Origin of the sequence: Bacillus sp. FSL K6-0069, assembly GCF_038007785.1 — a bacterium.
GTDB lineage: Bacteria > Bacillota > Bacilli > Bacillales > Bacillaceae_G > Bacillus_A > Bacillus_A mobilis.
This window is the reverse complement of record NZ_JBBOXN010000001.1, coordinates 4,760,673-4,786,854: the sequence shown is the minus strand read 5'-3', so window position 1 is coordinate 4,786,854 and position 26,182 is coordinate 4,760,673. Positions and strand designations below refer to the sequence as shown.

Annotated in this window: 31 protein-coding genes, 1 pseudogene and 1 riboswitch; of the genes and pseudogenes, 28 read left to right on the top strand and 4 right to left on the bottom strand. The window is 36.9% G+C overall.

Features of this window, described 5'->3' with window-relative positions; genetic code table 11:
• Positions 1-273: 273 nt before the first annotated feature.
• Positions 274-435: a hypothetical protein gene (locus tag MHB74_RS24790; RefSeq protein ID WP_270400890.1), complete on the top strand. Its 162-nt coding sequence runs from the start codon at positions 274-276 to the stop codon at positions 433-435.
• A 307-nt stretch (positions 436-742) separates the two neighbouring features.
• Here the strand turns inward: MHB74_RS24790 and MHB74_RS24785 are convergent.
• Positions 743-1,473 (bottom strand): annotated as a pseudogene (locus MHB74_RS24785) (integrase); the annotation flags it as partial.
• Positions 1,474-1,528: 55 nt separating this feature from the next.
• Here MHB74_RS24785 and MHB74_RS24780 point away from each other — a divergent pair.
• Entirely contained in the window at positions 1,529-2,251 is a 723-nt protein-coding gene (locus MHB74_RS24780) for an MBL fold metallo-hydrolase (protein WP_061678012.1), read from the top strand.
• A gap of 3 nt (positions 2,252-2,254) precedes the next feature.
• The gene (locus tag MHB74_RS24775) at positions 2,255-2,803 is read left to right on the top strand and encodes a TetR/AcrR family transcriptional regulator (protein ID WP_061678013.1); all 549 of its coding nucleotides are present in this window, start codon (positions 2,255-2,257) and stop codon (positions 2,801-2,803) included.
• A gap of 94 nt (positions 2,804-2,897) precedes the next feature.
• Here the strand turns inward: MHB74_RS24775 and MHB74_RS24770 are convergent, their stop codons facing one another.
• On the bottom strand, positions 2,898-3,026 hold the full coding sequence (locus tag MHB74_RS24770) for a hypothetical protein (RefSeq protein ID WP_270400891.1): 129 nt from the start codon (positions 3,024-3,026) through the stop codon (positions 2,898-2,900).
• 241 nt (positions 3,027-3,267) lie between these two features.
• Here MHB74_RS24770 and MHB74_RS24765 point away from each other — a divergent pair, with 241 nt between their 5' ends.
• The 5 genes from MHB74_RS24765 to MHB74_RS24745 all read left to right on the top strand — a co-directional run bounded on the left by MHB74_RS24765 (position 3,268) and on the right by MHB74_RS24745 (position 6,807).
• Positions 3,268-3,981, top strand: coding sequence for a CPBP family intramembrane glutamic endopeptidase (locus tag MHB74_RS24765; RefSeq protein ID WP_061678014.1), 714 nt, complete (start codon positions 3,268-3,270; stop codon positions 3,979-3,981).
• Positions 3,982-4,127: 146 nt separating this feature from the next.
• Positions 4,128-4,313: a hypothetical protein gene (locus tag MHB74_RS24760; protein WP_001180553.1), complete on the top strand. Its 186-nt coding sequence runs from the start codon at positions 4,128-4,130 to the stop codon at positions 4,311-4,313.
• 13 nt (positions 4,314-4,326) lie between these two features.
• Positions 4,327-4,575, top strand: a complete 249-nt coding sequence (locus MHB74_RS24755) for a spore coat protein (RefSeq protein WP_001002992.1) — start codon at positions 4,327-4,329, stop codon at positions 4,573-4,575.
• Positions 4,576-4,820: 245 nt separating this feature from the next.
• On the top strand, positions 4,821-5,771 hold the full coding sequence (locus tag MHB74_RS24750; protein WP_061678015.1) for an L-lactate dehydrogenase: 951 nt from the start codon (positions 4,821-4,823) through the stop codon (positions 5,769-5,771).
• Between the two features lie 22 nt (positions 5,772-5,793).
• Complete coding sequence (locus tag MHB74_RS24745) at positions 5,794-6,807, top strand: PTS transporter subunit IIC (protein ID WP_000666174.1); 1,014 nt, start codon at positions 5,794-5,796, stop codon at positions 6,805-6,807.
• A gap of 55 nt (positions 6,808-6,862) precedes the next feature.
• Here MHB74_RS24745 and MHB74_RS24740 read toward each other — a convergent pair whose 3' ends face one another.
• A complete protein-coding gene (locus MHB74_RS24740; RefSeq protein ID WP_061678016.1) occupies positions 6,863-7,510 on the bottom strand; it encodes a phosphatase PAP2 family protein in 648 nt (215 codons plus the stop codon).
• 143 nt (positions 7,511-7,653) lie between these two features.
• On the opposite strand from MHB74_RS24740, the gene MHB74_RS24735 reads away from it, so the two are divergent.
• From MHB74_RS24735 to yunB, 19 genes are all read left to right on the top strand, one after another.
• Positions 7,654-8,181 carry a hypothetical protein gene (locus MHB74_RS24735; RefSeq protein WP_061678017.1) on the top strand — a complete coding sequence of 176 codons (528 nt, stop codon included), beginning with the start codon at positions 7,654-7,656 and terminating at the stop codon, positions 8,179-8,181.
• A 254-nt stretch (positions 8,182-8,435) separates the two neighbouring features.
• On the top strand, positions 8,436-8,678 hold the full coding sequence (locus tag MHB74_RS24730; protein WP_061678018.1) for a DUF3937 family protein: 243 nt from the start codon (positions 8,436-8,438) through the stop codon (positions 8,676-8,678).
• Between the two features lie 609 nt (positions 8,679-9,287).
• Positions 9,288-9,653 carry an arsenate reductase family protein gene (locus tag MHB74_RS24725; protein ID WP_000218969.1) on the top strand — a complete coding sequence of 122 codons (366 nt, stop codon included), beginning with the start codon at positions 9,288-9,290 and terminating at the stop codon, positions 9,651-9,653.
• 41 nt (positions 9,654-9,694) lie between these two features.
• Positions 9,695-10,078 carry a glycine cleavage system protein GcvH gene (gcvH, locus tag MHB74_RS24720; RefSeq protein WP_000026896.1) on the top strand — a complete coding sequence of 128 codons (384 nt, stop codon included), beginning with the start codon at positions 9,695-9,697 and terminating at the stop codon, positions 10,076-10,078.
• 357 nt (positions 10,079-10,435) lie between these two features.
• Positions 10,436-10,780, top strand: coding sequence for a toprim domain-containing protein (locus tag MHB74_RS24715; protein ID WP_000640869.1), 345 nt, complete (start codon positions 10,436-10,438; stop codon positions 10,778-10,780).
• 3 nt (positions 10,781-10,783) lie between these two features.
• Positions 10,784-11,092, top strand: coding sequence for a thioredoxin family protein (locus tag MHB74_RS24710; protein WP_080467534.1), 309 nt, complete (start codon positions 10,784-10,786; stop codon positions 11,090-11,092).
• Between the two features lie 154 nt (positions 11,093-11,246).
• On the top strand, positions 11,247-11,591 hold the full coding sequence (locus tag MHB74_RS24705) for a hypothetical protein (RefSeq protein ID WP_000781217.1): 345 nt from the start codon (positions 11,247-11,249) through the stop codon (positions 11,589-11,591).
• A 125-nt stretch (positions 11,592-11,716) separates the two neighbouring features.
• Positions 11,717-11,824, top strand: a riboswitch (SAM riboswitch).
• A 179-nt stretch (positions 11,825-12,003) separates the two neighbouring features.
• Positions 12,004-13,029, top strand: a complete 1,026-nt coding sequence (locus MHB74_RS24700; RefSeq protein ID WP_061678020.1) for a methionine ABC transporter ATP-binding protein — start codon at positions 12,004-12,006, stop codon at positions 13,027-13,029.
• Positions 13,022-13,687: a methionine ABC transporter permease gene (locus tag MHB74_RS24695; protein WP_061678021.1), complete on the top strand. Its 666-nt coding sequence runs from the start codon at positions 13,022-13,024 to the stop codon at positions 13,685-13,687. The genes MHB74_RS24700 and MHB74_RS24695 overlap by 8 nt, the downstream gene beginning before the upstream one ends.
• Positions 13,688-13,711: 24 nt before the next feature.
• Positions 13,712-14,524 (top strand): methionine ABC transporter substrate-binding lipoprotein MetQ, encoded by an 813-nt coding sequence (metQ, locus tag MHB74_RS24690; protein WP_016085693.1) that lies wholly within the window; start codon positions 13,712-13,714, stop codon positions 14,522-14,524.
• Positions 14,525-14,593: 69 nt separating this feature from the next.
• Positions 14,594-15,400 carry a methionine ABC transporter substrate-binding lipoprotein MetQ gene (gene metQ / locus MHB74_RS24685; RefSeq protein ID WP_000722407.1) on the top strand — a complete coding sequence of 269 codons (807 nt, stop codon included), beginning with the start codon at positions 14,594-14,596 and terminating at the stop codon, positions 15,398-15,400.
• 238 nt (positions 15,401-15,638) lie between these two features.
• Positions 15,639-16,424, top strand: coding sequence for a Fe-S cluster assembly ATPase SufC (gene sufC, locus MHB74_RS24680; RefSeq protein ID WP_000929163.1), 786 nt, complete (start codon positions 15,639-15,641; stop codon positions 16,422-16,424).
• Between the two features lie 15 nt (positions 16,425-16,439).
• The gene (sufD, locus tag MHB74_RS24675; RefSeq protein WP_000152177.1) at positions 16,440-17,732 is read left to right on the top strand and encodes a Fe-S cluster assembly protein SufD; all 1,293 of its coding nucleotides are present in this window, start codon (positions 16,440-16,442) and stop codon (positions 17,730-17,732) included.
• A complete protein-coding gene (gene sufS, locus MHB74_RS24670) occupies positions 17,732-18,952 on the top strand; it encodes a cysteine desulfurase SufS (protein ID WP_001020767.1) in 1,221 nt (406 codons plus the stop codon). The genes sufD and sufS overlap by 1 nt, the downstream gene beginning before the upstream one ends.
• Complete coding sequence (gene sufU, locus MHB74_RS24665; RefSeq protein WP_000009525.1) at positions 18,942-19,373, top strand: Fe-S cluster assembly sulfur transfer protein SufU; 432 nt, start codon at positions 18,942-18,944, stop codon at positions 19,371-19,373. The genes sufS and sufU overlap by 11 nt, the downstream gene beginning before the upstream one ends.
• Before the next feature lie 48 nt (positions 19,374-19,421).
• Positions 19,422-20,819: a Fe-S cluster assembly protein SufB gene (sufB, locus tag MHB74_RS24660; RefSeq protein WP_001118824.1), complete on the top strand. Its 1,398-nt coding sequence runs from the start codon at positions 19,422-19,424 to the stop codon at positions 20,817-20,819.
• Between the two features lie 676 nt (positions 20,820-21,495).
• Positions 21,496-22,911 carry a bifunctional metallophosphatase/5'-nucleotidase gene (locus tag MHB74_RS24655; RefSeq protein ID WP_340844751.1) on the top strand — a complete coding sequence of 472 codons (1,416 nt, stop codon included), beginning with the start codon at positions 21,496-21,498 and terminating at the stop codon, positions 22,909-22,911.
• Positions 22,912-22,975: 64 nt separating this feature from the next.
• The gene (locus tag MHB74_RS24650; RefSeq protein ID WP_000248463.1) at positions 22,976-23,278 is read left to right on the top strand and encodes a YunC family protein; all 303 of its coding nucleotides are present in this window, start codon (positions 22,976-22,978) and stop codon (positions 23,276-23,278) included.
• 54 nt (positions 23,279-23,332) lie between these two features.
• A complete protein-coding gene (gene yunB / locus MHB74_RS24645; protein ID WP_061678024.1) occupies positions 23,333-24,064 on the top strand; it encodes a sporulation protein YunB in 732 nt (243 codons plus the stop codon).
• A gap of 36 nt (positions 24,065-24,100) precedes the next feature.
• Here yunB and MHB74_RS24640 read toward each other — a convergent pair whose 3' ends face one another.
• Positions 24,101-25,084 carry a M23 family metallopeptidase gene (locus MHB74_RS24640; protein ID WP_061678025.1) on the bottom strand — a complete coding sequence of 328 codons (984 nt, stop codon included), beginning with the start codon at positions 25,082-25,084 and terminating at the stop codon, positions 24,101-24,103.
• 189 nt (positions 25,085-25,273) lie between these two features.
• Here MHB74_RS24640 and lipA point away from each other — a divergent pair, with 189 nt between their 5' ends.
• Positions 25,274-26,170 (top strand): lipoyl synthase, encoded by an 897-nt coding sequence (lipA, locus tag MHB74_RS24635; protein WP_000166375.1) that lies wholly within the window; start codon positions 25,274-25,276, stop codon positions 26,168-26,170.
• The last annotated feature ends 12 nt before the right edge of the window (positions 26,171-26,182 follow it).

The window sequence follows — 26,182 nt, the reverse complement described above, 5'->3', positions numbered from 1 at the left end:
CTAATATATATTAATGGATTGTGGTATGCCTTAAAAAAAGGGAGTTGAAATCATATTAAGTTTTTTTGTTTTCGAGATAATAATCGTCCTAATACATCAGAATGTATCGTGTAGATAATGAGATTTACTGTAAATCCATATCTGATTTTTTAAATCGCTTTTCATTTGTAATCTTCTTGTATTCCAATTTTCTATATTTAATGTCTGTTGTGTTTGAAAACATATTATAAAATAGTTTAGACTGTACAATAAATTTGGAGGGAATGATAAAAAATGAAAAAAAAACATACAACTATGTTTCTACTGTTTTTTGTCGCATCTATTATAGGTGGATTATCATTGAAAAATACTGTTGACTATTCGATGGTAGTTGGGGTTGGATTAGGTATCGTATTTCTTCTATGTTCAGCATTTTGTGCAGGGAAGAGTTCTTAATATAAAGTGTGGAGGTTTTTATTCTAAATGCCCTCATCAGAATTGAAGGGGGTATTTAGAAATGACAGGCAAGTTATCTTACTGGAAATGATAATTACTATAGAGAAATAGGGGATTTCAACAATGTATAGTGCTTTTACCAAAAAGGACTTATTTATTATAGTGCTATGCTATCTTTTATTTGGGTCTATTTTTTCATTTTGCACCCTTTTCTCTCTTGAAATAGTTAAAAAGATAGGTGTGTGTGAAAGTTACACATTTAGCATATTGTTTTCAATGATATTTTCCAAGGACTGCATGTAGTAAATTAAGTGTAATATCTTTTTAAGGAATAATCCGATTTGAATCCAATCTGTTTTTATCAATCCTCTTTTTAAACTTCCTCAAAATAAAAGTATTATGGAAATGTTGCGCTGAAATCCCTTTTCGGAGATTAGTACGTTCAATTTCTAAACGAATCATTTTTTGTACTGATACTTCCGCTAACGATTTTAGAGCGTCATCATCATAGCTCCAATAGTATGTTTTCCGACATGAATCAAAGGCTACAAATAACGGATCATTACTGTGATATTTAGGACGAATGGATTTTGGTATATCGTTATAATACGTATATAAATGTAGCTTATCTTTTTCATTTAAATGAATCGTACGATTTGTTTTTGAGTCTTTCGAGATAGAAATTGTATTGTTTTCGAAATGAACATGTTTCATTTGCAAGGAAACAAGCTCGTGTAATGATAATCTGTAGTCTAAAAGTAATAAAATAATTGAGAGATTTCTATTTAAAAGCATCGGTCGAATTGATAGCTGTTTATCTGTAAGACCATTTAGTGAAGTGATTACTTGTTTCAGGCAGGCTTCTTCTTCAAAAGATATAAAATCTTTATCATGTAATTCTCGGTCGGGCTGATCTATTTGGACTACACTTTCTAATAGGCTTGGTAAATCTAATGCTTCGTGAAGTCAGTTTAGAACATTATAGATACGGTGGATAGTTTTATCTGAGTAATTATGTTCTTCCTTTAAAAAATGAAATTTTTAGTGACATAAAACTAATGGTATTAGTTTTCGTGAAAAGGGAGATGGAAATATGAGAATGATACATGAAAAAACGGTATATCAATTGTCATTTTTACCAAGAGTGTTTCCTGTGAATTGTTACTTTGTGGAGGAAGAAGATGGTTTAACTTTAATTGATGCGGCTTTGCCATATAGCGCAAAAGGTATTTTACAGGCGGCTGAGAACATAGGGAAACCCATTACTAAGATTATATTAACGCATGCGCATGATGATCACATCGGTGCATTAGACGCATTAAAGGAAGTACTTCCTAATGTTCCAGTCTATATTTCTAAGCGGGACGCAAAGCTGTTAGAAGGAGATACGACGTTACAAAAGGATGAACTGAATATACCGATAAAAGGCGGTGTACCTAAAAAAGTAAAAACGGTCCCTGATGTGTTATTGGAAGATGGCGACCGAGTTGGATCGCTTCTTGCGATTATGACACCGGGACATACGCCAGGCTCCATGTCGTTTCTTGATGTGCGGAATAAAGTTCTTATTGTCGGGGATGCATTCCAAACAAGAGGAGGTATGGCTGTTTCGGGACAAATGAAATTTTGGTTTCCGTTTCCTGCGATGGCAACGTGGAGCAAAGAAATATCATTACAAAGTGCAGAGAAGTTAAGCGAATATGAGCCTTCCTTGCTTGCGGCAGGACATGGAAAAATGATAAAGGACCCAGGCACTGCAATAAAAATTGCTATTAAGGAAGCTAAGCGGAATATAGAAAGTAGAAAAGAGGGTTAATTGATGTCACCGAGAATCGGACTTACATTACAGAAAATTGTAGAAACAGCGGTAGAAATTGCGGATGAAAATGGAATGCAAGAAGTAACGTTAGCATCATTAGCGCAAACATTAGGGGTACGTTCACCCTCGCTATACAATCATGTGAAAGGTTTACAAGATGTACGGAAAAATCTTGGTATGTACGGAATCAAACAGCTGCATAACAGACTGGAAGAAGCGGCTGAGGGTAAACGTATGGACGAAGCAATTCATGCTTTAGGAGAAGCATATGTAGCATTCGTACGCAAACATCCTGGGCTGTATGAAGCAACCTTTTTAAGAGATGAAGAAGTAAGAAAAGCAGGTGACGGAATTGTAAATCTTTGTCTTCATGTTTTACAACAGTACGGCTTAGAAGGAGAGAATGCACTTCATGCGACACGTGGATTCAGAAGTATTTGTCATGGATTTGCATCGATTGAACAACAAGGTGGATTTGGTCTGCCATTAGATTTAGATACAAGTTTACATGTATTATTGGAAACGTTTATTAAAGGATTACGTGAATAAGAAGCGAGGCAAACAAAAACCTTAGAAGTGATTCTAAGGTTTTTTAGTACATATGATTTTAAAAGAACGGTAGGCTTTTTCTCGTTAAAGGATATCATTTTACAGGTTTGAAAAATGTATATATCGCTAAGAAAAAGCAAACGAAACTGAATGCGATAGGATCTTGATATGGACTAGGCTCAGAACCCTTCTGGATTTCTGTAAGGAAGTCATGTGTTTTCATGTTCATTGCTCCTTTAACTAATCAGTTTTATATGATACGAGGGCTATGGTGGATAGAAGGTCTTTTTTGAAATTTCATACAATAATTATTGTATAGCAATTTGATTTCTAAAACTATAGAATGCAAAGCTTTCATAATATGTAAAATTGCATATTATTCTTTTTGGAAATTTTGTTATATTATCTTTATATTTCAATTAAAGGATTTTATTAAGACAAATGAGAATAACTGGAGGGATACTGTGAGTAAAACAGTGTTAGAAGCGTATAGTGTGGAAAGAGAAATAGAGAATATAACATATAAAAACCTATTTGTAATGATAGCAATGATTATAGGGATTTCACTCCTAGGAGGATTATTCCTTGGTTTAGCCTTTGAGATTTATGGAGAAGAAGTATTAAGTACTAATTTAGAAGGATATTATTTACTCTTATTTGATGCAGCTGTTGTTGTTATCATTTTATTAGCTTATAAACCAGTTCTTCATTTTATTAAATCTATTTGGGATGTATCCGTTTTGAAGAATGGGAAGACATATTTATATCTATTAATTGGTTTTATTATCATTGCGTTATCACAATATTTAATGTTACATGTGTTTAGTTTCGAAAGTGCAGCAGAACAGAAGGAACAATTAGGGAGCTTAAGGATTCAAAATAGCATACAAAGTATTATATATGTGTTAAGTGTTGCTATAATTACACCGGTTAAAGAAGAAATTCTATTTCGAGGTATTTTATATCGATTTCTAGAAAGGAAATATAATTTTTTAGTTGGTATTATTATTTCTTCCTTCATTTTTGGGATTCTTCATGGAGGTCTTCTAATTACAGCAACGATTATGGGGATTGTATTGGCTATGTTATACAAAAAGACGCAATCTGTTATACCTAGTATTATTTTACACATTGTATGGAACTTACTTGTGAGTATAAGTATGATTGTATCTCTATAAAAATGAATACATAACCAGTATAAAAGATGAATGGCTTAGCTATTCATCTTTTATTTTGTATGCACGTAAAAAAGTTAATTCATGCATACAATCAAAAAATAGCTAAATACTAACAGTGAACGAACAAAGAAAGGTAGGAGTATTCTATGCAAAACTTAACAGAGCTTGAAGTAGAAAACTTACGTCATTTAATCGGTGGACACGCAACAATTATTAACAAGTTGGAGCAGTATGCACAGACGTGTACAGATCCAGAGTTGAAACAAATGCTACAAAAGGATGCGCAAGATGCAAGAAATACGAAACAGCAATTAATGACTTTCCTAGGATAGGAGGAAGCGACAGATGAATGAAAAAGATATGGTAAATGATTATTTAGCAGGGTTAAATGCAAGTTTAACAAGTTATGCAAATTATATTTCTCAGTCTGATAACGAACAGTTACATCAAACGTTAATTCAAATTCGTAATCAAGATGAGATGCGTCAACGTAATATGTATGAGTACGCAAAGCAAAAAAGTTATTATAAACCAGCTGCACCTGCGAATCCAATGATTGTCCAGCAATTAAAAAGCCAATTAAGTGCGGAATAATGGGATGAAAAAACGAGCGAATGAAGTCGCTCGTTTTTTTGTTTTGGGCATGTCAATAAATACATGATAAATATTTTTCCAGTTGTAACAAATATGACGAAAATGGAATATGACAATTCACAAAAAGGACAAAAGTTTGCTCAATATTTCACAAAGTATCCATGGTTTATATCGTGGGAATCTCTATAATTAGGAGTGTAAAGAACAAAAGAAATAGATTATATGATCAATTAGGAGAGATTGCTATGAAACGAAATACAAGAAAAATTGCAATTATCGGTACTGGATTAGTTGGATCAAGTTGTGCATATTCCATTGTGAATCAAGGCATTTGCGAAGAACTATTATTAATTGATATAAATCATGAACGTGCAGTTGGGGAAGCAATGGATTTATCACACTGCATTAACTTTACAAATACAAGAACAAAAGTATATGCAGGAAGCTATGAAGACTGCAAAGATATGGACATCGTTATTATTACAGCAGGACCAGCACCAAAGCCTGGGCAAAGTCGCTTAGATACTTTAGGAGCGAGTGCGAAGATTATGGAAAGTGTTGTTGGCGGCGTAATGGAAAGTGGATTTGATGGTATTTTCTTACTTGCATCGAACCCAGTTGATATTATTACATATCAAGTGTGGAAATTATCTGGATTACCTAGAAATCGTGTAATCGGTACTGGTACATCACTAGATTCTTCTCGCTTACGAACAATTTTATCTGAAATGTTACATGTAGATCCTCGTAGCATTCATGGGTATTCATTAGGAGAACACGGTGATTCTCAAATGGTTGCTTGGTCTCACGTAACTGTTGGTGGAAAGCCAATTCTACAAATTTTAGAAGAGAAAAAAGACAAATTTGGTGAAATAGATTTAGATGAAATTGTTGAGAAGACTGCAAAAGCTGGATGGGAAATTTATAAGCGTAAAGGAACTACTTATTACGGAATCGGAAACTCTCTAGCATATATTGCGAGTTCAATCTTTAACGATGATCACCGTGTCATTGCTGTATCGGCCATTTTAGATGGAGAGTACGGTGAATATGATATTTGTACAGGAGTGCCAGCTATTATTACTAGAGATGGTATGAAAGAAGTTGTAGAACTAAATCTAACAGAGGATGAAGAATCTCGATTCGCAAAATCAAACGATATTTTACGTGATTATATGAAAACAATTGGTTACTAACTTATAGGAGAAGGTGAAACAAATGAAGGAATATATAATGTCTCGTGTATTTAAAGCGTCAGCTGGAATCGCGCAAGGTATTTTCGTATCCCTTGGAATTGGTTTACTAATCGAAAATATAGGAAGAATTGTTGATATTCCACTGCTTATTACAATCGGAGTTGTTGCAAAATCACTTATGGCACCAGCCATTGGTGCCGGAATTGCTTTTATGCTCGGTGCAAACGGTCTTGTAATCTTCTCGGCTATGGTAGCTGGAGCGATTGGTGCCGGATCCATTTCAATTACTGAAGCAGGTCTAATCATTAAAACAGGTGAGCCAATCGGTGCATTATTAACAGCAACTTTAGCTGTATATATTGGTAAACGTTTAAGCGGGAAAACTGCATTAGATATGATGCTCGTTCCATTTGCGGCCATATTAGGTTCTGGTTTAGTCGGTATTTGGTTATCTCATAATATTACTCCTGTTTTAAATACAATTGGAGCATTTATTAAAGATAGCTCAGCTGGTAGCCCGTTTATTGCTTCTATCGTGATTGCAGTCGTTTGGGGACTATTACTTATCTCTCCAGCTTCATCAGCTGCGTTAGCGATCGCACTTAGCTTAGACGGTGTTGCAGGTGGTGCTGCTCTTGCAGGTTGCGTTGCTCAGTTTATCGGATTCTCTGTTATCTCAGCGAAAGAAAATAATTTAGGCGGTATATTAGCTCAGGCTCTTTGTACTCCGAAAGTACAGTTGCCAAATATCACTAAAAATCCAATGATTCTCGTCCCAACTGTTGTCGCCAGTGCTATAGTTGGTCCTGTATCCGCATTGATTTTCCAACTGGAAGCAGGAAAAGAAATTGCAGGTCTTGGATTAAGCTCTCTTATCGCACCAATTAATTTAATTTCCAGCGAAGGATGGGAAGTTGTTCCAGCGATGGTAATCACTTATATCATCATTCCAGTAGCTGTTTCTTATATACTTTACATTGCTCTTAAAAAAGCAGGTCGTATTCACTCTGGTGATATGACTGTACCGCAATCTTAAATTGAAAATCTCCTTTTATATAGAGAAAAGCAGACTGGAAGCCACAGTCTGCTTTTTACATTTTTTGATTTTGTTTTACTGGAACACGTACTGTTTCTTTTGCTAATAATAACTGAACGCCGAAGTAAAGTATGCTTGCAAGCGTCATGCCAGAGATGGCGTCTACAAACGCGTGTTGCTTCGTAAATAGTGTTGATAAAATAATAAGCGTACCGAAGAACATAAGGATATAATATTCAAAAGCATGTTGTTCTCTACGTCTAAAGGCAGCTAGCATAATGATGAAGGTAGTAAGTACGTGAATGCTAGGGAAACAGTTTACCGGTTGATCGATACTATAAATATAGCGGACTAGTTCGGAAAATACGTCTGATCCAACGACTGTTGGACGTGGTACAGTTGTCTGCCAAAAATAATAAATAGAAAAACAAGCAAGTTTTCCAAGAATGATACTACTTAAAGTGACATAATATTGTTTTCGATCTGCAAAGCAGTAATAAATAAGTGCGCCGTATAAGTAAGGGAACCAAAGTAAATAAGGAATAATAAATGCTTTCACAAATGGAATCCAATCATCTACTACAGTTGTGACATCTACTGCGTGAACAGCCGATTTATTTAATACATCGTAAAGGGGACTTACGAGTACGAGTAGAAGTATATAACTTAACGGAAGAAAAGATGAAAGTTTAAATTTCTTCATGATAATCTCCTATGTTTAGTAATGTAAGTAAATTCAATTGATTATAATATAGAAACGTAATTTGGGCTATCGATTTTACTTACATTTTCTTGAATGAACCTTACGTTTTTGTCACTTGACTGAAAAGAAGGGGAGGGTGCTATATGAAGCGTTTATCGTATTTCTTATTTTTTATATTGATATGCCTAGTGAGTGCTGGGTGTGCAAAGGATAAAGAAGGAGAGAAATTAGAATATAACGGAAGAGCACTCGTAATTGGAGTTGTTGGAGAGAAGCCGAAAGATACGTTTAGGAATATAAAGTTTGAGGAAACGAAGTTAGGGGAACTGGAAAAGAAATCTAAGGAAGTGGATGGTTTTCTGATAATGAAAGATCACTTTCAAGAGGCCTCAACTGAGCAGTATAAAAGTGTATTTTCATCGCTAAAGAAACCAGTGTTTTTTATCGGTTTGCAAGATAAATCATATTCAACGTTTATTACAAAAGGGATAGATTATAACAGTGCACGAAAAGATGTAAATGCTATGTATACGCAAGGCTTTGCGAATATCGGAAGTGGTGAAGGACAACAATGGGCAGTTGGTTTATCGAATGGTGGAAATACGGAAGAAAGTATTCATAATATGTATATCGTCGTATTTCAAACAATTGCCGATTACTTGAATAGATGATGAAGGAGCCTGTAAACGAGGCTTCTCCTTTATTTCGCATGCAGGAATCGGTTATATAGTGGTTCAAATGATTCCATTGTTATGAGGTTGCTTGTAGGGCCTTTTTATTAACAGTAATTCCTCAATATGCAAGAAATATGCAAATATGCATATTGTATTTATTTGGATATTTCGTATGATAAAATTAAATATAAGGATTTTTATATGTAAGGGACTGAACTCAGAAATATCCAATGAACTTTGAGAGGTGTTGTATGTTTAAAAACAAGAAATTAATTCGTTTTGGTCTAACATTACTTGTATGTTTATTTGTAATTGATTTTACAATCGGTTATTTTCAAGCATATCTTGAATCAGCGGCAGGTATTAAATGGGTAATATCAGAAACTTGGAGAACAATTTTGTTAGATGCCCCTGAAAGTATACTAGTTATTTTAGGCGCAATTGCTTTATATGATTTCACAAAAGAAACATCGCCAAAAGACGCATCCATTTAAATGCGTCTTTTTTCTTTACAGTAATTTCTTCAATATCATGGAATACTCTCATTATTACGGCCAAAATCGTTAGTTTCTTTCATCTGTACGCCTTTGTCATGTAAAGTGTTTCCGGATTTTGTGACTATAGGATGAAGTGGTTAAATAAACGTTTGTTTAAGATATATGTTCGGTAGGAAGAAACTGATATAGCCCAAGGGTTAATGAAGGAAAATGTGGAATTAATCAAACGTTTGTTTAAGATATATGTTCGGTAGGAAGAAATCGATGCAGATCAAGGGTTAACTAAGAAAAATAGGGAATTAATCAAACGTTTGTTTAAGATGTATGTTCGGTAAGAAGAAATTGATGCAGCTCAAGGGTCAGCAAAGAAAAGTGGGGAATTAATCAAACGTTTGTTTAAGATATATGTTCGGTGAGTGATAAGAGAAGAATCAAAAAAATTTATATATTTATTTTTTCTTAACAAATGGCGGAAAAATAAGAAAAATTTGCAGGATTATTAAAAATTATCACGAAATAAGTAAAAGTTTAGCGAATAATCGTTTGAAATAATAAAACGTTTTCTATATGATAAAGGTAAAGGTTAGTAAAAAAGTAGGTGAATTTATGACAGTAACATTTTATTCATATCCAAAGTGTGGCACATGTCAAAAAGCAAAGAAATGGTTTGAGGCAAACGATGTAGCATATGAGATGATTCATATTGTTGAAAATCCACCATCAAAAGAAGATTTACGTAATTTACATGAAAAAAGTGAATTACCATTAAAAAAATTCTTTAATACAAGTGGAATGCGTTACCGTGAACTTGGTCTGAAAGATAAGTTAAAGGATGCAAGTGAAGACGAAATGTACGAGCTTTTAGCATCTGATGGCATGTTGATTAAACGTCCAATCGTAACAAATGGAACGAATGTAACACTTGGTTTTAACGAAGAGCAGTTTGAAAGTGTGTGGAAAAAGTACCAATAAGGTATTTTTACATAATTAATACATTCACTGGAGGTACAGTCATGAGCATTCCAAATAATTTACGTTACTCTGAAGAACACGAATGGGTAAAAACTGAAGGTAATGAAGTTGTTATCGGTATTACTCACTTTGCACAAGGTGAGCTAGGCGATATCGTATTCGTTGAACTTCCTGAAGTAGGTGCAACAATCGAAGCTGACGAGCCATTCGGAAGCGTAGAATCTGTTAAAACAGTTTCTGAGTTATACGCACCTGTAAGTGGTAAAGTTGTAGCAGTAAACGAAGAATTAAGTGACCAACCAGAACTTGTTAACGAATCTCCATACGAGGGTGCATGGATGGTTAAAGTTGAACTTTCTGATGCAAGCCAAGTTGAGAAGTTATTAACTGCTGAAAAATATGCAGAAATGACAAACCAAGACTAATTATAGTCGACTAAAGGACAGCCTTTGTGCTGTCCTTTTTTATTTGATGTAAAATAATGAATGTAGAATCATATACTAATTATTGTGTAGGAGAACGTTTTTTGAAAAAACTTTTTCGTCTAAGTTTTTATTGTCCAGCTCCATCTCCTAGCCCTTCATGGCTAAACAGTCGGTCATTTCACTCCTGAACTTGAGGCAAAGAGCGCCTCTAGTTCAGGAGTTCCAATGCCCTCTTGTTCTGAGCGAGCCGCTTGCGCTTTTCTTTTGCAAAAATAAACAGGAAACAACATGAAAATAACGAATATACTATATACTAAGTTAAAGGTTGTATAGTATATGGTGATCGGGTGATGACATATGATTTATGTGGAAAAAGTCATTATTGTAGAAGGTACATCAGATAGAAGAAAGATTGAATCTATTATTCGGGAACCGGTGGAAATCGTTTGTACAAATGGTACAATTGGTTTGTCGAAAATGGATGAGCTCGTTGATCAGTTTTTTGATAAGGAAGTGTATGTACTAGTGGATGCTGATGATGCTGGAGAAAAGTTAAGGAAACAGTTTCGAAAAGAATTTCCGCAAGCAGAGCATATTTATATTGATCGCTCGTACCGAGAAGTGGCAACTGCGCCATCTTCACACTTAGCAAATGTATTATGGGGAGCTGACATTGACGTTTATACAGAATATTTACGGTAAGGAATGATAGAAGTGATTGACTGGACAGGAGCCGAAGCAACAGCCCTAATAGAGAACGAAGAAAAAACAGTGTTATATGTATATACTCCAATGTGTGGAACATGCCAATTAGCAAAAAAGATGTTAACAGTCGTTGAGATGACAATTGGAGACCTCCAAATTGGAATGTTAGATTTAAATTATGCTCCGCATTTAGCGAAAGAGTATGGAATCGAAAGTGTACCGTGTTTACTTGTTTTTGAAAATGGGACACTCATGAAGAAGATATATGCATTTCATTCGGTTGAATATTTATATACGGAATTAAAATAGGCGGCAAAGTTTTTGCCGCCTCGACATATTTCTCGGGAAATATGTCGAGAGGCAGTGTGGTTACAGTATTTGTCGAGCGAAAGTAACAGGATTGCTCTTTAGTGAGAGGGAATGGTATGTGTAATAGAAAGTGATATGAAGGATGTGATTTAGGGTGAAATTATATTCTTTGCTACAATCATTTGTAAATTACGCTAATGGTCAATATCATTTAGAGCCGCTTTTAAGACAAGGAGAAAAAACGGTTAATTTCCGTTTTGGAGATGAAAGTTGTTCGCTACAAATTTCAAGGGATTATATAGAGCTGCTACATGAGGAAAGAGGAACGGAGCAAATCGTTTGTGTAGATGAAGAAGATGTAAAACAATTGGTGAACGGCAATGTAAGGTTGCAAATGTTAATGAACGATGGACGTGTGCAATATTCGGGAACGTATCGAACGATGCTATTAGTTGAATCGATGTTTCATATATGTAAACCGATGTCAGTAGGCGCTTAAAATTCTGAAGTTTCATTTTTTAAGAAAATTTCTGTTGACATGGTGTGTGGATATTGATACAATTCAATTCATAAAATATAGACAATTTCATAAATTACAAATCAGACGAAAATGTAATCTGATTTCTCTTATCAAGAGAGGTGGAGGGACTGTGCCCTGTGAAGCCCGGCAACCGTCAACTTATGTTGAAATGGTGCCAATTCCTGCAAAGCAAATGCTTTGAGAGATGAGAGAGAGGGATAATGTTGTTATATACGCATATAAACCTTTCTGCTTCTCTAAAGCGGAAAGGTTTTTTTATTGTTTGAATGTGGAGGACATTCAAATAATAAAAGTAGTGATAACGGTGGACTACACGCATTAAACATAAAAAATTGCGGAGTCGATCCAAACAAAAAAAGGGGTGAACATCATGATCTTATTAGAGAATGTAAAGAAAATATATAAAGCAAAAAGCGGTGATGTCACTGCTGTAGATAATGCCAATTTAAAAATAGAGAAAGGCGAAATATTTGGTGTTATCGGATATAGTGGGGCTGGGAAAAGTTCGTTAATCAGATTATTCAATCAGCTAGAGAAACCAACTTCAGGCCAAATTACAATTGCAAATCGTGTGATTTCAGCAATTACAGGAAGTGAACTTCGTAAGGCTAGACAAGAAATCGGAATGATTTTTCAACACTTCAACTTACTTTGGTCACGAACTGTACGCGAAAATATCGAATTCCCACTTGAAATTGCAGGTGTGGATAAGGCGAAGAGAAGAAAACGTGTTGATGAGTTAATTTATCTCGTTGGATTAGAGGGAAGAGGAGATGCATATCCATCTCAGCTGAGTGGAGGACAAAAACAGCGCGTTGGTATTGCAAGAGCGTTAGCTAACAACCCACAAGTGCTTTTATGTGATGAAGCAACATCAGCTCTTGATCCAGAAACGACAGATCAAATTTTAGATTTATTATTAGATATTAATAAGCGTCTCGGTTTAACAATTGTACTTATTACACACGAGATGCACGTGATTCGAAAGATTTGTAATAGAGTGGCGGTAATGGAAAAAGGAAAGATTGTAGAGACGGGTCCAGTACTTGATGTATTCCGTAATCCGCAGAAAGACATTACGAAACGATTCGTACAGCAGTTAACGGATTCTGAAGATACAAATGAAACGATTGAAAGTTTAATTGAAAAGTATCCAGATGGTAAAGTCGTTCGTTTGCAGTTTATCGGTGAAGCTGTAGAAAGACCAGTACTTCAAAGATTAATGCAACGCAGTGATATAGAAGTTAGCATTTTGCAAGGAAATATCGCACAAACGAATAACGGTTCTTACGGTAGTTTAGTTGTTCATTTAAATGGTGAGGAAACAGCGATTCAGCAAGCAATAGAGGGAATACATCAAGATCAAGTAGAGCTGGAGGTGATCGCACATGGATAAATTACTCGCAAATGTTGATTGGAATCAAATGTTAGAAGCAACTGGTGAAACGTTATATATGACGGCAATCGCAGCTCTTGCGACATTTGTTTTAGGACTAATTTTAGGATTGTTACTCTTTATGACAGCGAAAGATAATTTATGGGAAAACAAGACGGTTAACACAGCGATTGGAGCGTTCGTAAATATATTCCGTTCGATACCGTTCATCATTTTAATCATTTTATTAATCCCATTCACAAAGATTCTGCTTGGAACAATTCTTGGAGCGAGTGCAGCACTGCCGGCTTTAATTATTGGAGCGGCACCATTTTACGCGAGAATGGTTGAAATTGCACTTCGTGAAATTGATAAGGGTGTAATCGAAGCTTCAAAAGCGATGGGAGCAAAAACAAGCACAATTATTTTAAAAGTGCTAATTCCAGAATCATTACCAGCATTAGTATCTGGCATTACAGTTACGACAATTGCTTTAGTAGGCTATACAGCAATGGCGGGAGTTGTTGGTGCTGGTGGCCTTGGAACACTTGCATATCTAGAAGGATTCCAACGAGGAAATAACGATGTAACAATCGTTGCGACAATTTGTGTATTACTAGTTGTATTTTTCATTCAGTGGATTGGTGATCGTGTAACGGTTCGAATAGATAAACGATAATAAAAAAACGGGAGGATGTTTCAAATGAAAAAATTATTACTTACAGCACTTATTTCAACTTCAATTTTTGGGTTAGCAGCTTGTGGCGGGAAAGATAAAGATGAAAAGAAACTAGTTGTAGGGGCTTCTAACGTGCCGCATGCGGTTATTTTAGAAAAGGCTAAACCTTTATTAGAGAAAAAAGGAATTGAGTTAGAAATTAAAAAATTCCAAGACTACGTGTTACCAAATAAATCGTTAGCGGATAAGGATTTAGATGCAAACTACTTCCAGCACATTCCGTATTTAGAAAAAGAAATAAAAGATAAAAAATACGATTTTGAAATTGCAGGAAAAATTCATTTAGAGCCAATTGGTGTATATTCTCAAAAATATAAGAGCTTAAAAGAGCTTCCAGACGGGGCGACAATTATTATGAGTAATTCCGTTACTGACCATGGACGTGGTTTAGCAATTTTACAAAAAGAAGGCATTTTAAAAATTAAAGACGGAGTAGATCCAGTTAGTGCAACTCCAAAAGATATTGCAGATAATCCGAAAAACTTAAAGTTCAAAACGGATATTGAGCCTGGTTTGTTACCACAAGTGTATAACAATAAAGAAGGCGACGCTGTTTTAATTAACTCGAACTATGCAATTGATGCGAAATTAAACCCAGAAAAAGATGCAATTGCAATTGAAGGCGATGATTCTCCATACGCAAACGTACTAGTGGTTCGTAAAGGTGATAAAGATAAAAAAGCGATTAAAGAGCTTGTAGAAGTATTACATTCTAAAGAAATTGAAGACTTTATTACTAAAGAATATAAAGGTGCAGTTGTTCCTGTAAAAGAATAATTGCTGAAAAAGGGCTGGTGTATGCCGGTCCTTTTTTACTACATAACTATAGGGAGAAGGGGACGTCATATGAAAAAGATTCTACTGTCAGTTGTTACAGCGCTGTCTGTATTTACATTAGCTGCTTGCGGGGGGAAAGAAGAGAATAAGCTTGTTGTGGGGGCTTCTAACGTACCGCATGCTGTTATTTTAGAAAAGGCACAGCCGATACTAGAGAAAAAGGGTATTAAATTAGAAATTAAAAAGTTCCAGGATTATGTTCTGCCGAATAAAGCGTTAGCGGATAAGGAAATTGATGCGAACTACTTCCAACACATTCCTTATTTAGATAAAGAAATTCAAGAAAAGGGATATAAAATTGTAAACGCAGGAAAAATCCATTTAGAGCCAATGGGTATTTATTCTAAGAAATATAAAAGCTTGAAAGAACTTCCAGATGGCGGAACAGTTATTATGAGTAATAACGTAGCGGAGCGTGGCCGTATGCTTGCATTGTTACAAAAAGGCGGCGTTATTAAATTAAAAGATGGCGTAGATGTTGTTAAAGCAACAGTGAAAGATGTTGTAGAAAATCCGAAAAACTTAAAGTTTAAAACAGATGTAGAGCCTGGATTGTCACCAAAGCTGTATGAAAATAATGAAGGCGATGCTTTATTCATTAATTCAAACTATGCAATTGATGCGAAGTTAAATCCAACAAAGGATGCAATTGCGATTGAAGGATCAGACTCTCCGTATGCAAATATTATTGCAGTTCGTAAAGGTGACGAGAAGAAAAAAGAAATTAAAGAATTAGTAGAAGTACTGCATTCGAAAGAAATTCAAGACTTTATTACTAAAGAATATAAAGGTGCTGTACTTCCGGTAAGTGAATAAATATGAGGAAAGGACTGGAAAATTACCAGTCCTTTTTTCTTTATATAAATAAGAAGAAAGGTGTATCATATAAGGATGCAAGGGAAATACTTATATACATTTGTGAAAAAATTGTTACTTTTTTTCGTCGTTTGCGATATCATTTTATTTGATATAAGATTAGAATGAGAATAAAATGAGAATATGAACGTTTTAGGAATTTTTAAAATGTATATATAGGATTAATGGAGGTATTGAGATGGCTGGTTCTACATTAACGGTTAAAGACTTACACGTATCAATTGATGGCAAAGAAATTTTAAAAGGTGTAAACCTTGAAGTAAAAGGTGGAGAAATCCACGCAATTATGGGACCTAACGGAACAGGTAAATCAACTTTATCTTCTGCGATTATGGGTCACCCAAAGTATGAAGTAACAGAAGGTAGCATCATCATCGACGGTGAAGATGTATTAGAAATGGAAGTAGACGAGCGCGCACAAGCAGGTCTATTCCTAGCAATGCAATATCCAAGTGAAATTAGCGGAGTAACAAACGCTGACTTCTTACGTTCTGCAATTAATGCACGTCGTGAAGAGGGCGATGAAATTTCTCTTATGAAATTTATCCGTACATTAGATAAAAACATGGAATTCCTAGAAATGGATCCAGAAATGGCACAACGTTACTTAAACGAAGGTTTCTCTGGTGGAGAGAAAAAACGTAATGAAATTCTTCAATTAATGATGATTGAGCCAAAAATCGCAATCTTAGATGAAATCGACTCAGGTCTTGATATCGATGCATTAAAAGTTGTATCTAAAGGTATTAACCAAATGCGCGGCGAAGAGTTCGGTTGCCTAATGATTACGCATTACCAACGTTTATTAAACTACATCACTCCAGACTTCGTTCACGTTATGATGAACGGTCGTATCGTTAAATCTGGTGGCCCTGAGCTTGCACAACGTCTAGAAGCTGAAGGTTATGACTGGATTAAAAAAGAATTAGGTATTGAAGACGAAACAACAGAGCAAGAAGCGTAAGAGAGGAGCATAAACATGACAATCGGTACATTACCTTTCGATCAAGAAACAATCCGTCAACGCGCAAGCGAAGTAAACGAAGCTGCTTGGTTGACTGAGTTCCGCTTACAAGCTCTTGCACAAGCAACTGAACTTCCAATGCCAACGCCTGATAAAACGAAAATTGAGAAATGGGACTTTATCGGAAAAGGCGACGCTGCTAAGCAAGAGCCTGTAAGTTCTTTAACAGAGCTTCCAGAAGCAGTGAAAAACTTAATCGATGAAAATAACAGCGTATTGGTACAACGTACTGGTACAACTGCATTCGTTTCTTTAGCAGATGAAGCAAAAGAAAAAGGTGTTATTTTTACAGACATCGTAACAGCTGCAACAGAGCATGCTGAACTATTACAAAAGTATTTAATGAAAGACGGCGTGAAGGTAGACGAGCATCGTTTAACTGCACTTCATGCTGCATTAATCAACGGCGGTGCATTCGTATATGTTCCGAAAAACGTTGTTCTTGAAACTCCACTTCAAGCTGTATTCTTAGTAGACGGCGAAGAAGCTAACGTATATAACCACGTATTATTCGTAGCTGATGCGAACAGTACTGCAACTTATGTAGAAAACTACGTTGCAAATGAAAATGCTAAAGGTATTGCAAATATCGTAGCAGAAGTAATCGTGGAACAAGGCGCACAAGTGAAATTCGGTGCGGTTGATCTATTAGCAAAAGACGTAACAACTTACGTTAACCGCCGCGGTGTTGTAGGACGCGACGGCCGCATTGATTGGGCTCTAGGCCTTATGAATGACGGAAACACAATTTCAGAGAACGTTACAAACTTAATGGGCGACGGTTCATATGCTGATACGAAAACAGTAACAATTGGCCGTGGTAACCAAACACAAAACTTTACAACTAAAGTTGTTCACTTCGGTAAACACTCTGAAGGTTGGATTTTAAAACACGGTGTACAAAAAGATAGTGCAACATCTATCTTTAACGGAATTGGTAAGATTGAACACGGTGCATCTAAATCAAATGCACAACAATCTTCTCGCGTTCTTATGTTAGATGAGAAAGCTCGTGGGGATGCAAACCCAATTCTTTTAATCGACGAAGATGATGTAATGGCAGGTCACGCAGCTTCAGTAGGCCGCGTAGATCCGTACCAATTATACTACTTGATGAGCCGTGGTATTCCAAAACGCGAAGCAGAACGTTTAGTCATCCATGGATTCTTAGCACCTGTAGTAAATGAGCTTCCAATTGAAGGAGTAAAAGCACAGCTTGTTGAGGTAATTGAAAGGAAAGTTCGCTAATGAATATTCATGAAATACGCAAACAGTTTCCAATTCTTGATCAAAAAGTGAACGGCAAACAACTTGTATATTTCGATAGTGCAGCAACTTCTCAAAAACCAATTCAAGTCATTGAAACGTTAGAACGTTACTATAAAGAATATAATTCTAACGTGCATCGCGGTGTTCATACGCTCGGTACGAAAGCTACCGACGCGTATGAAGGTGCACGCGAGAAAGTTCGCAAGTTTATTAATGCGAAATCAATGGAAGAGATTATTTTCACGCGCGGAACGACAACTGCATTAAATACAGTAGCGGCTAGCTATGGTCTTGAAAATGTAAAAGAAGGCGATGAAATCGTTATTTCTTACATGGAACACCATAGTAACATCATTCCGTGGCAACAAGTTGCGAAGAAAACTGGTGCAACTTTAAAATACCTTCCGCTTCAACCAGACGGTACAATTTCTTTAGAAGATGTTCGTCAAACAGTTACACCGAATACAAAAATCGTTTCTATTATGCAAGTTTCAAACGTGCTTGGAACGATTAACCCTGTAAAAGAAATCGGAGCAATCGCACACGAAAATGGCGCAATTATGGTCGTTGACGGTGCACAAAGTACACCTCATATGAAAGTGGATGTACAAGATTTGAACTGTGATTTCTACGCATTATCTGCTCATAAGATGTGCGGACCTACAGGTATCGGCGTATTATATGGTAAAAAAGAATTGCTAAACAATATGGAGCCAATTGAATTTGGCGGTGAAATGATTGATTTCGTAGATTTACAAGAATCTACTTGGAAAGAGCTTCCGTGGAAGTTTGAAGCAGGAACACCGATTATCGGTAATGCAATCGGACTTGGAGCGGCAATTGATTTCCTAGAAGAAATCGGTCTTGATAATATTGAAAAGCATGAACATGAATTAGCGCAATATGCTTTAGAAAGACTATCAGAAGTAGATGGCGTTACAATTTATGGTCCAAAGCATCGCGCTGGTCTTGTTACATTTAACATAGAAGACGTACATCCTCACGATGTAGCGACAGTATTAGATGTAGAAGGCATTGCGGTTCGCGCAGGACACCACTGTGCACAACCGCTTATGAAGTGGCTAAAAGCTTCTTCTACAGCACGTGCGAGCTTCTATTTATATAATACAAAAGAAGAAATTGATACATTTGTTGAATCGCTAATCAAGACAAAGGAGTATTTCACAAATGTCATTTAATAATTTAGATACGTTATATCGTCAAGTTATTATGGATCATTATAAGAATCCTCGTAACAATGGCGTGTTAGAAGATAGTGTTACAGTTAACTTGAACAATCCAACTTGCGGCGATCGTATTCAACTTACGATGAAAGTAGAAGAAGGTATTGTGCAAGAAGCGAAGTTTGAAGGAGAAGGATGTTCCATCTCAATGTCTTCAGCTTCCATGATGACACAAGCAGTAAAAGGTAAGAAAATTGAAGAGGCACTTCAGCTTTCTAAAATTTTCTCTGACATGATGCTAGGAAAAGAGTACGATGACAGCATTGATTTAGGAGATATTGAAGCATTACAAGGCGTATGCAAGTTCCCGGCACGTATTAAATGTGCAACATTAGCGTGGAAAGCGTTAGAAAAGGGCTTAAACGAAGATAAGTAATGTTAAAGGTTCCTAAAAACGAGGTTATCTAAGGAGGGACACACCAACATGGCGAAGCAACTGCCAGATATCGGCGATTATAAATATGGTTTCAAAGACAAAGACGTTTCGATTTTCCGTGCTGGACGCGGTTTAACAAAAGAGATCGTTGAAGAGATTTCACGTATGAAAGAAGAACCACAGTGGATGTTAGACTTCCGTTTAAAATCACTGGATAAGTTCTATGAAATGCCAATGCCACAATGGGGCGGCGACTTAAACGACTTAGATTTCGATGAAATTACGTACTACGTAAAACCATCTGAGAAATCTGAGAAGTCTTGGGATGAAGTACCTGATGAAATTAAAGCAACATTTGATAAATTAGGTATTCCAGAAGCTGAGCAAAAATATTTAGCTGGTGTATCTGCACAGTACGAATCTGAAGTTGTATACCACAACATGAAAGAAGACCTAGAAGCTCTAGGAATCGTCTTCAAAGATACAGATAGCGCATTAAAAGAGAACGAAGATATTTTCCGTGAGCATTTCGGAAAAGTAATCCCACCAACAGACAACAAATTCTCTGCATTAAACTCTGCAGTTTGGTCTGGTGGATCATTCATCTACGTTCCAAAAGGTATTAAAGTGGATACACCACTTCAAGCGTATTTCCGTATTAACTCTGAAAATATGGGGCAATTCGAGCGTACGCTTATCATCGTAGACGAAGGCGCACACGTACACTACGTAGAAGGTTGTACAGCACCTGTTTACACGACTAACTCACTTCACAGTGCGGTAGTAGAAATCATCATTAAGAAAGATGCATATTGCCGTTATACAACAATCCAAAACTGGGCGAACAACGTATACAACCTAGTTACAAAACGTGCGGTTTGTGAAGAAAACGCAACGATGGAATGGATTGACGGTAACATCGGATCTAAATTAACGATGAAGTACCCAGCAGTTATCTTAAAAGGCGAAGGCGCTCGTGGTTTAACATTATCTATCGCGATTGCTGGTAAAGGCCAACACCAAGATGCTGGTGCGAAAATGATTCACTTAGCACCAAACACGTCTTCAACAATCGTTTCTAAATCGATTGCGAAGCATGGTGGTAAAGTAACTTACCGTGGTATCGTACACTTCGGACCAAAAGCGAAAAACTCTCGCTCTAACATCGAGTGTGACACGTTAATCATGGATAACCAATCTACATCTGATACAATTCCTTACAACGAAATCAAAAACGATTACGTTTCACTTGAGCACGAAGCAAAAGTATCGAAAGTATCAGAAGAACAATTATTCTACCTAATGAGCCGCGGTATTTCTGAGCAAGAAGCTACAGAAATGATCGTAATGGGCTTCATTGAGCCATTCACTCGCGAACTTCCAATGGAATACGCAGTTGAAATGAACCGCCTAATCAAGTTTGAGATGGAAGGTTCTATTGGTTAATATTTAAAGTGGAAGCGGCTCGTTCAGAATGTGAGGGGGATGGAGCTTCTGACGTAGAGGCGCTTTTTGCCTCATAGGAAGAAGTGAAGCCACCGAACATTCTAGCCGCTGGAACTGGATAATATATAAAGTGGAAGCGCCCTGCTATGCAGGGTGCTTTTTTATGTTGTGCTTGGTTGGGTTCAGTGTAGATCAGGTCAGGCTGGGATACCCAGGCGGGTGTTCAGTTAAATATATCAGCGATTTTTCAAATATATCGACGATTCGACAAGGAATATCGACTTATCGACAAAGTAAGACAAAAGAAATTCTTCATATACCCCGTAACATTTTATATGAAAAGAGAACGACTGGAAGTAAGGCAAAGATACTGAAAAATCCCATTGGGGAATCCACCAAATTGCTCGCTAAACCACTCAGAAAAACAAACATAAAAACTCGGTTAAACTTTTTGACAAATCCCCCCTCCCGAACCCCAACCACAAAAAAAACACCTCCTCCACCTAAAACCCTTCCACAAACTAGAAAAAGTTTTCCTATCAAAAAGGGCAATCTTTTGCTTTTTCCCTCAATGCGAGTACAATGTAAAATAGCAAGAAAAGACGAAAAGTATTTACAGGATTATTGCGTACGCGTAGCGTAAATGGCAGTAAGGAACTGAGAGGAGGTTTTTTCTCTGAATATAAATAAAGAAACAATCATCCACCTTTATCATACAAACGATATACATAGTCATTTTGAAAATTGGCCGCAAATTTCTCGGTTTGTACAAGGAGAGAAAAAGCGAAGACAGGAAGCGGGAGAGACCGTTTTGACGGTTGATATCGGCGATCATGTGGATCGTTTTCATAGTATTTCGGAAGCGACGAATGGACTTGGCAATACGAAGCTTTTGAATGAGGCGCTATATGATTATGTAACGATCGGAAATAATGAAGGAATTACGTTAGCCAAGGATCATTTGAATCGTCTATATGATGATGCTGGATTTGAGGTGCTCGTCGCGAATTTATTTGAAAAAGAAGGGGTACGTCCCGAGTGGGCAAAGCCTTATAAATTACATACAACGACAGATGGGATTACGATTGCTTTTATCGGATTAACGGTAGCGTATCCAGAGTTTTATCATATGCTCGATTGGCATATTGAAGATCCGCTTATCCATTTAGAGTCTATTTTAGAAGAAGTGCGAGATGAGGCTCATGTTACAGTTGTCCTTTCTCATCTTGGAAAAAGCATGGATGAGTATATGGCAGAGCATTATGATGTAGATGTTATTTTAGGGGCACATACGCACCATTTATTTGAGCGTGGCGTTCTTATGAATAATACGTTACTTTGTTGCTGTGAGAAGTGGGGACGTTACGTTGGGCACGTTCAGCTTACTGTGGATAAAGAGACGAAGAAGCTGTTGAAAAAAGACGGTAGAGCGATTAAGACAGAACGTTTAGGTGCTTATAGCAAACCGTTATCCACAATTGAATTGCTGCAGGAAGAAAGTAAACAGATTATGGCCGAGCCTGTCGTTCATGTAAAGGAAGCATTACCGGTCGATTGGTTTCAGGAGACATCATTTTCGCACATGTTAGCAAGTGCGCTGAAAACGTGGTGTGGTGCAGAAATCGGCATGGTGAACGCTGGTGTGCTATTAGAGGGATTAAATGAAGGTGTTGTGACGCGCGGAGATATTCACAGAATTTGTCCACATCCCATTAATCCATGTTTATTAAAAGTACCAGGGAAAACGTTACGAGAAGTTATTTTGAAAGCGCGCCGTCCAAATATGGAGAACCTTGAGGTAAAAGGATTTGGATTTCGTGGAAAAGTGATGGGGAAAATGATTTACGCTGGTGTAGAAGTTATTCCAGATACGATTCCTGGGAATAAAATTTTACTCGAAGATGTAGTGATTAACGGGGAATCGCTGGAATTAGATCGTATATATACAGTAGGAACGATTGATATGTTTACATTCGGCTACTTATACCCAGAGCTATCCGCACTTTCTGACAAACAATATTATATGCCGGAACTACTTAGAGATGTGTTAACAGACGTGTTGATAACTCATACATCTTCCGTCAAACTATAGGCTAGTTACTTGTAACACTCATTTTTCTCTTGTCATACAGATAAGAAAGAGAGGAGTGTGAACTATGGTTAATGTGGAGCCAATTATAATCGATAATTATACGTTTATTGCGGTTAGCGTCAAACTTCCAAAGACAAATTTGCTAGCTGTAATGAGCGATAAAGGATATATTATGTGTGGTGCATTAGATGTAGGTCTTTTAAATGAGAAGTTAGGGGATCGAGGTATTATTGCTGGCCGTGCGGTTGGTGTAAGAACGATTGAACAACTTCTTGAAGCACCGCTAGAATCAGTAACGATTGAAGCCGAAGCTTTAGGTATTACGGCCGGCACAATCGGAAAAGAAGCATTATTAAAAATGAGATAAGCATATATCGTCCCTCCTTCTTGCATAGAAATGATATAAGAAGGAGGTTTTTTTATGAGTATATTTCGTTCGAAAAATTCGCGGTTTCGAAGGGGGCCTATTTCCTTTCGGTACATACTGCTTATGTCGTTTATTCTTTTTGTTATATTACTCGTGCAAGGATTATGGATTGTGAATAGTAGCATTCAGCCGACATTACTTAAATATGGAGAAGTAGAGACGCATAAAATGGCGACAGCGATTATGACGAAGGCGGTAAAAGATAGAATTAATGAAGGATTCGATGTCGATTCATTAATGAAAGTACAAAATGATAAAAACGGGAAAGTATCCACAATTAATTTAAATACGAAGCAAGTAAATGAAATCGTAACGTCAACGACCACATACATAGAAAAATATTTACAGCAAGTAGAACAAGGTGATTTGAAGGGGCTAGGTATTTCTGAAAAAAATGGAGCAACGATGGCAGTTCCTTTTGGTCGTGTAACGGATAATGCACTTCTTGGAAATATAGGACCCGATATTCCAATTAATTTCACGACGATTGGTCATGTGAATACGGATATTAAACAAAAAATTGAACCGCACGGAATCAATACGACAGCGATTCAAATTATTATGGAGATGGAAGTAACGTTGCAAGTGATTATTCCATTCCATACGAAAGAAATAAAAGTAAAACAAGATGTTCCGATTGCAACGCGCATTGTTCAAGGGGAAGTGCCTACTTATTACGGAAGCGGGAGTGTTGTTGTACCTGATAAAAAGAAAACGGATAGTTAGCCGAATATAAAAAATAACCGTAGCAATATGCTACGGTTATCGTTTTGTATTTGCGCGTTCTTTTCGCTCCCAAAGACTTAAATGCATGTATGGATCGAAAGCCCATTCTGTATAGCCATTGTCTTTATACATGCCGAAATGTAAGTGAGGAGGGAATTTTCCTGCTGTGCCGGGAGGGCCGTAACCGGTGCTACCGACAAATCCGATTACTTTTCCTGGTTCGACAATTTGTCCAAGCTGTATTTCTTTTGAGAATCCGCCTAAATGAGCGTAATAATGGTAATTGTTATGAAGGTCACGAATACCGATGCGCCATCCGCCAAGGCGGTTCCAGCCCTTTGTTTCAATGATGCCATAGCAAGTGGATCTTACTGGTACGCCATAGCCTGCAAAAATATCGGTTCCTTCATGAACTCTTCTTCCCCCAAAACTTCTTCCAGCGCCAAAAGTACTACGGTAGCTATGGTCGCTACGAATTGGAAGTGGGAAAGCATTTCCTTCTAAATTAATACGTCCATAATGTTTATAAATTTGGGCGTATTCGGTAATTAATTCAACTGTTTTCGCACGTCTATAATATTCCCAAAGCATAATGTGAACACGGTCTTCGGACGTTCCTTGTTTCTTTAAAATCGTTGCTGCTGTATGCAAAAGATCACGGTCGTTATTTGCATTTGCAAATCCATCTTTGTCACCATCTAAACCTAACCCGCCAAATAGAGAAATTGTATGGGGGAGAGTGTCGTTACCATTAACGGGTCCAGCCCATATTTCTGGTTTGAAATAAAGGGAAATGATGGCATCTGGTTTTTTCGGAATATCTTTTCTTACGCTCCGTATATTTCTTTCATATTGATCCATTGCAGCTAAGTAATACCACGGAATGCCTGAAGATTGCTCGGTTTCTTTATATAGTGCCATGCGCTTTTCGTATATGCTTTGCTGATTATCTTCACCGTAAGCGATGTTTTGGTGGAGAAGAAAGCAAATTGAAAGCAAAAGAGAAATTTTTCGAAGCATGAAATAGACTCCTTTCACAACATCACTCTTTTTAGTGTGGGATATACGGAGTATTTCATTATAGGGAACGATTGGAAAAAATCTTAGAATCTTCATTTGAGCAAATCGCTTTCATACGTTAGAATAGATATGTTACATTGAAAGAAGCGAACACGGTAAACTATTTCATATTGTGCGGAGTTGATAACCATGACAAAACAAACAGAATATAAGCGCAAGCCCGAATGGTTGAAAATTAAGTTAAACACGAATGAAAACTATACAGGCTTAAAGAAAATGATGCGTTCTAAGAATCTTCATACAGTTTGTGAAGAAGCGAAATGTCCGAATATTCATGAATGCTGGGCTGTAAGAAAAACAGCAACATTTATGATTTTAGGTGCGGTTTGTACACGTGCTTGTCGTTTTTGTGCGGTTAAAACAGGCTTACCAACTGAGCTTGATTTACAAGAGCCAGAACGCGTAGCAGATTCTGTAGTACAAATGGGCTTAAAGCACGTTGTTATAACAGCGGTTGCACGTGATGATTTAAAAGACGGAGGAGCAGCTGTTTTTGCTGAAACAGTACGCGCTGTACGTCGTAAAAATCCATTTACGTCAATCGAAGTATTACCATCTGATATGGGTGGAGTAGAAGAAAACTTAAAAATGTTAATGGATGCAAAACCAGATATTTTAAACCATAACATTGAAACAGTACGTCGATTATCTAACCGAGTTCGCGCTAGAGCAAAATATGACCGTTCATTAGAGTTTTTACGTCGAGCGAAAGAAATGCAGCCTGATATTCCAACTAAATCGAGCATTATGGTGGGCTTAGGTGAAACGAGAGAAGATTTAATTGAAGCAATGGATGACTTACGTGCAAACAATGTGGATATTTTAACTCTTGGACAATACCTACAACCATCTAAGAAGCATTTACCAGTTCTTAAATATTACCCACCAGCAGAATTTGCAGAGCTTAAAGAAATTGCACTTAGCAAAGGCTTTAGCCACTGTGAAGCTGGCCCACTTGTGCGTTCTTCTTACCATGCGGACGAGCAGGTTCGTTCTGCAAAAGAAAAAACAGCAGAAGCAAAATAATGAAAAAAGAGA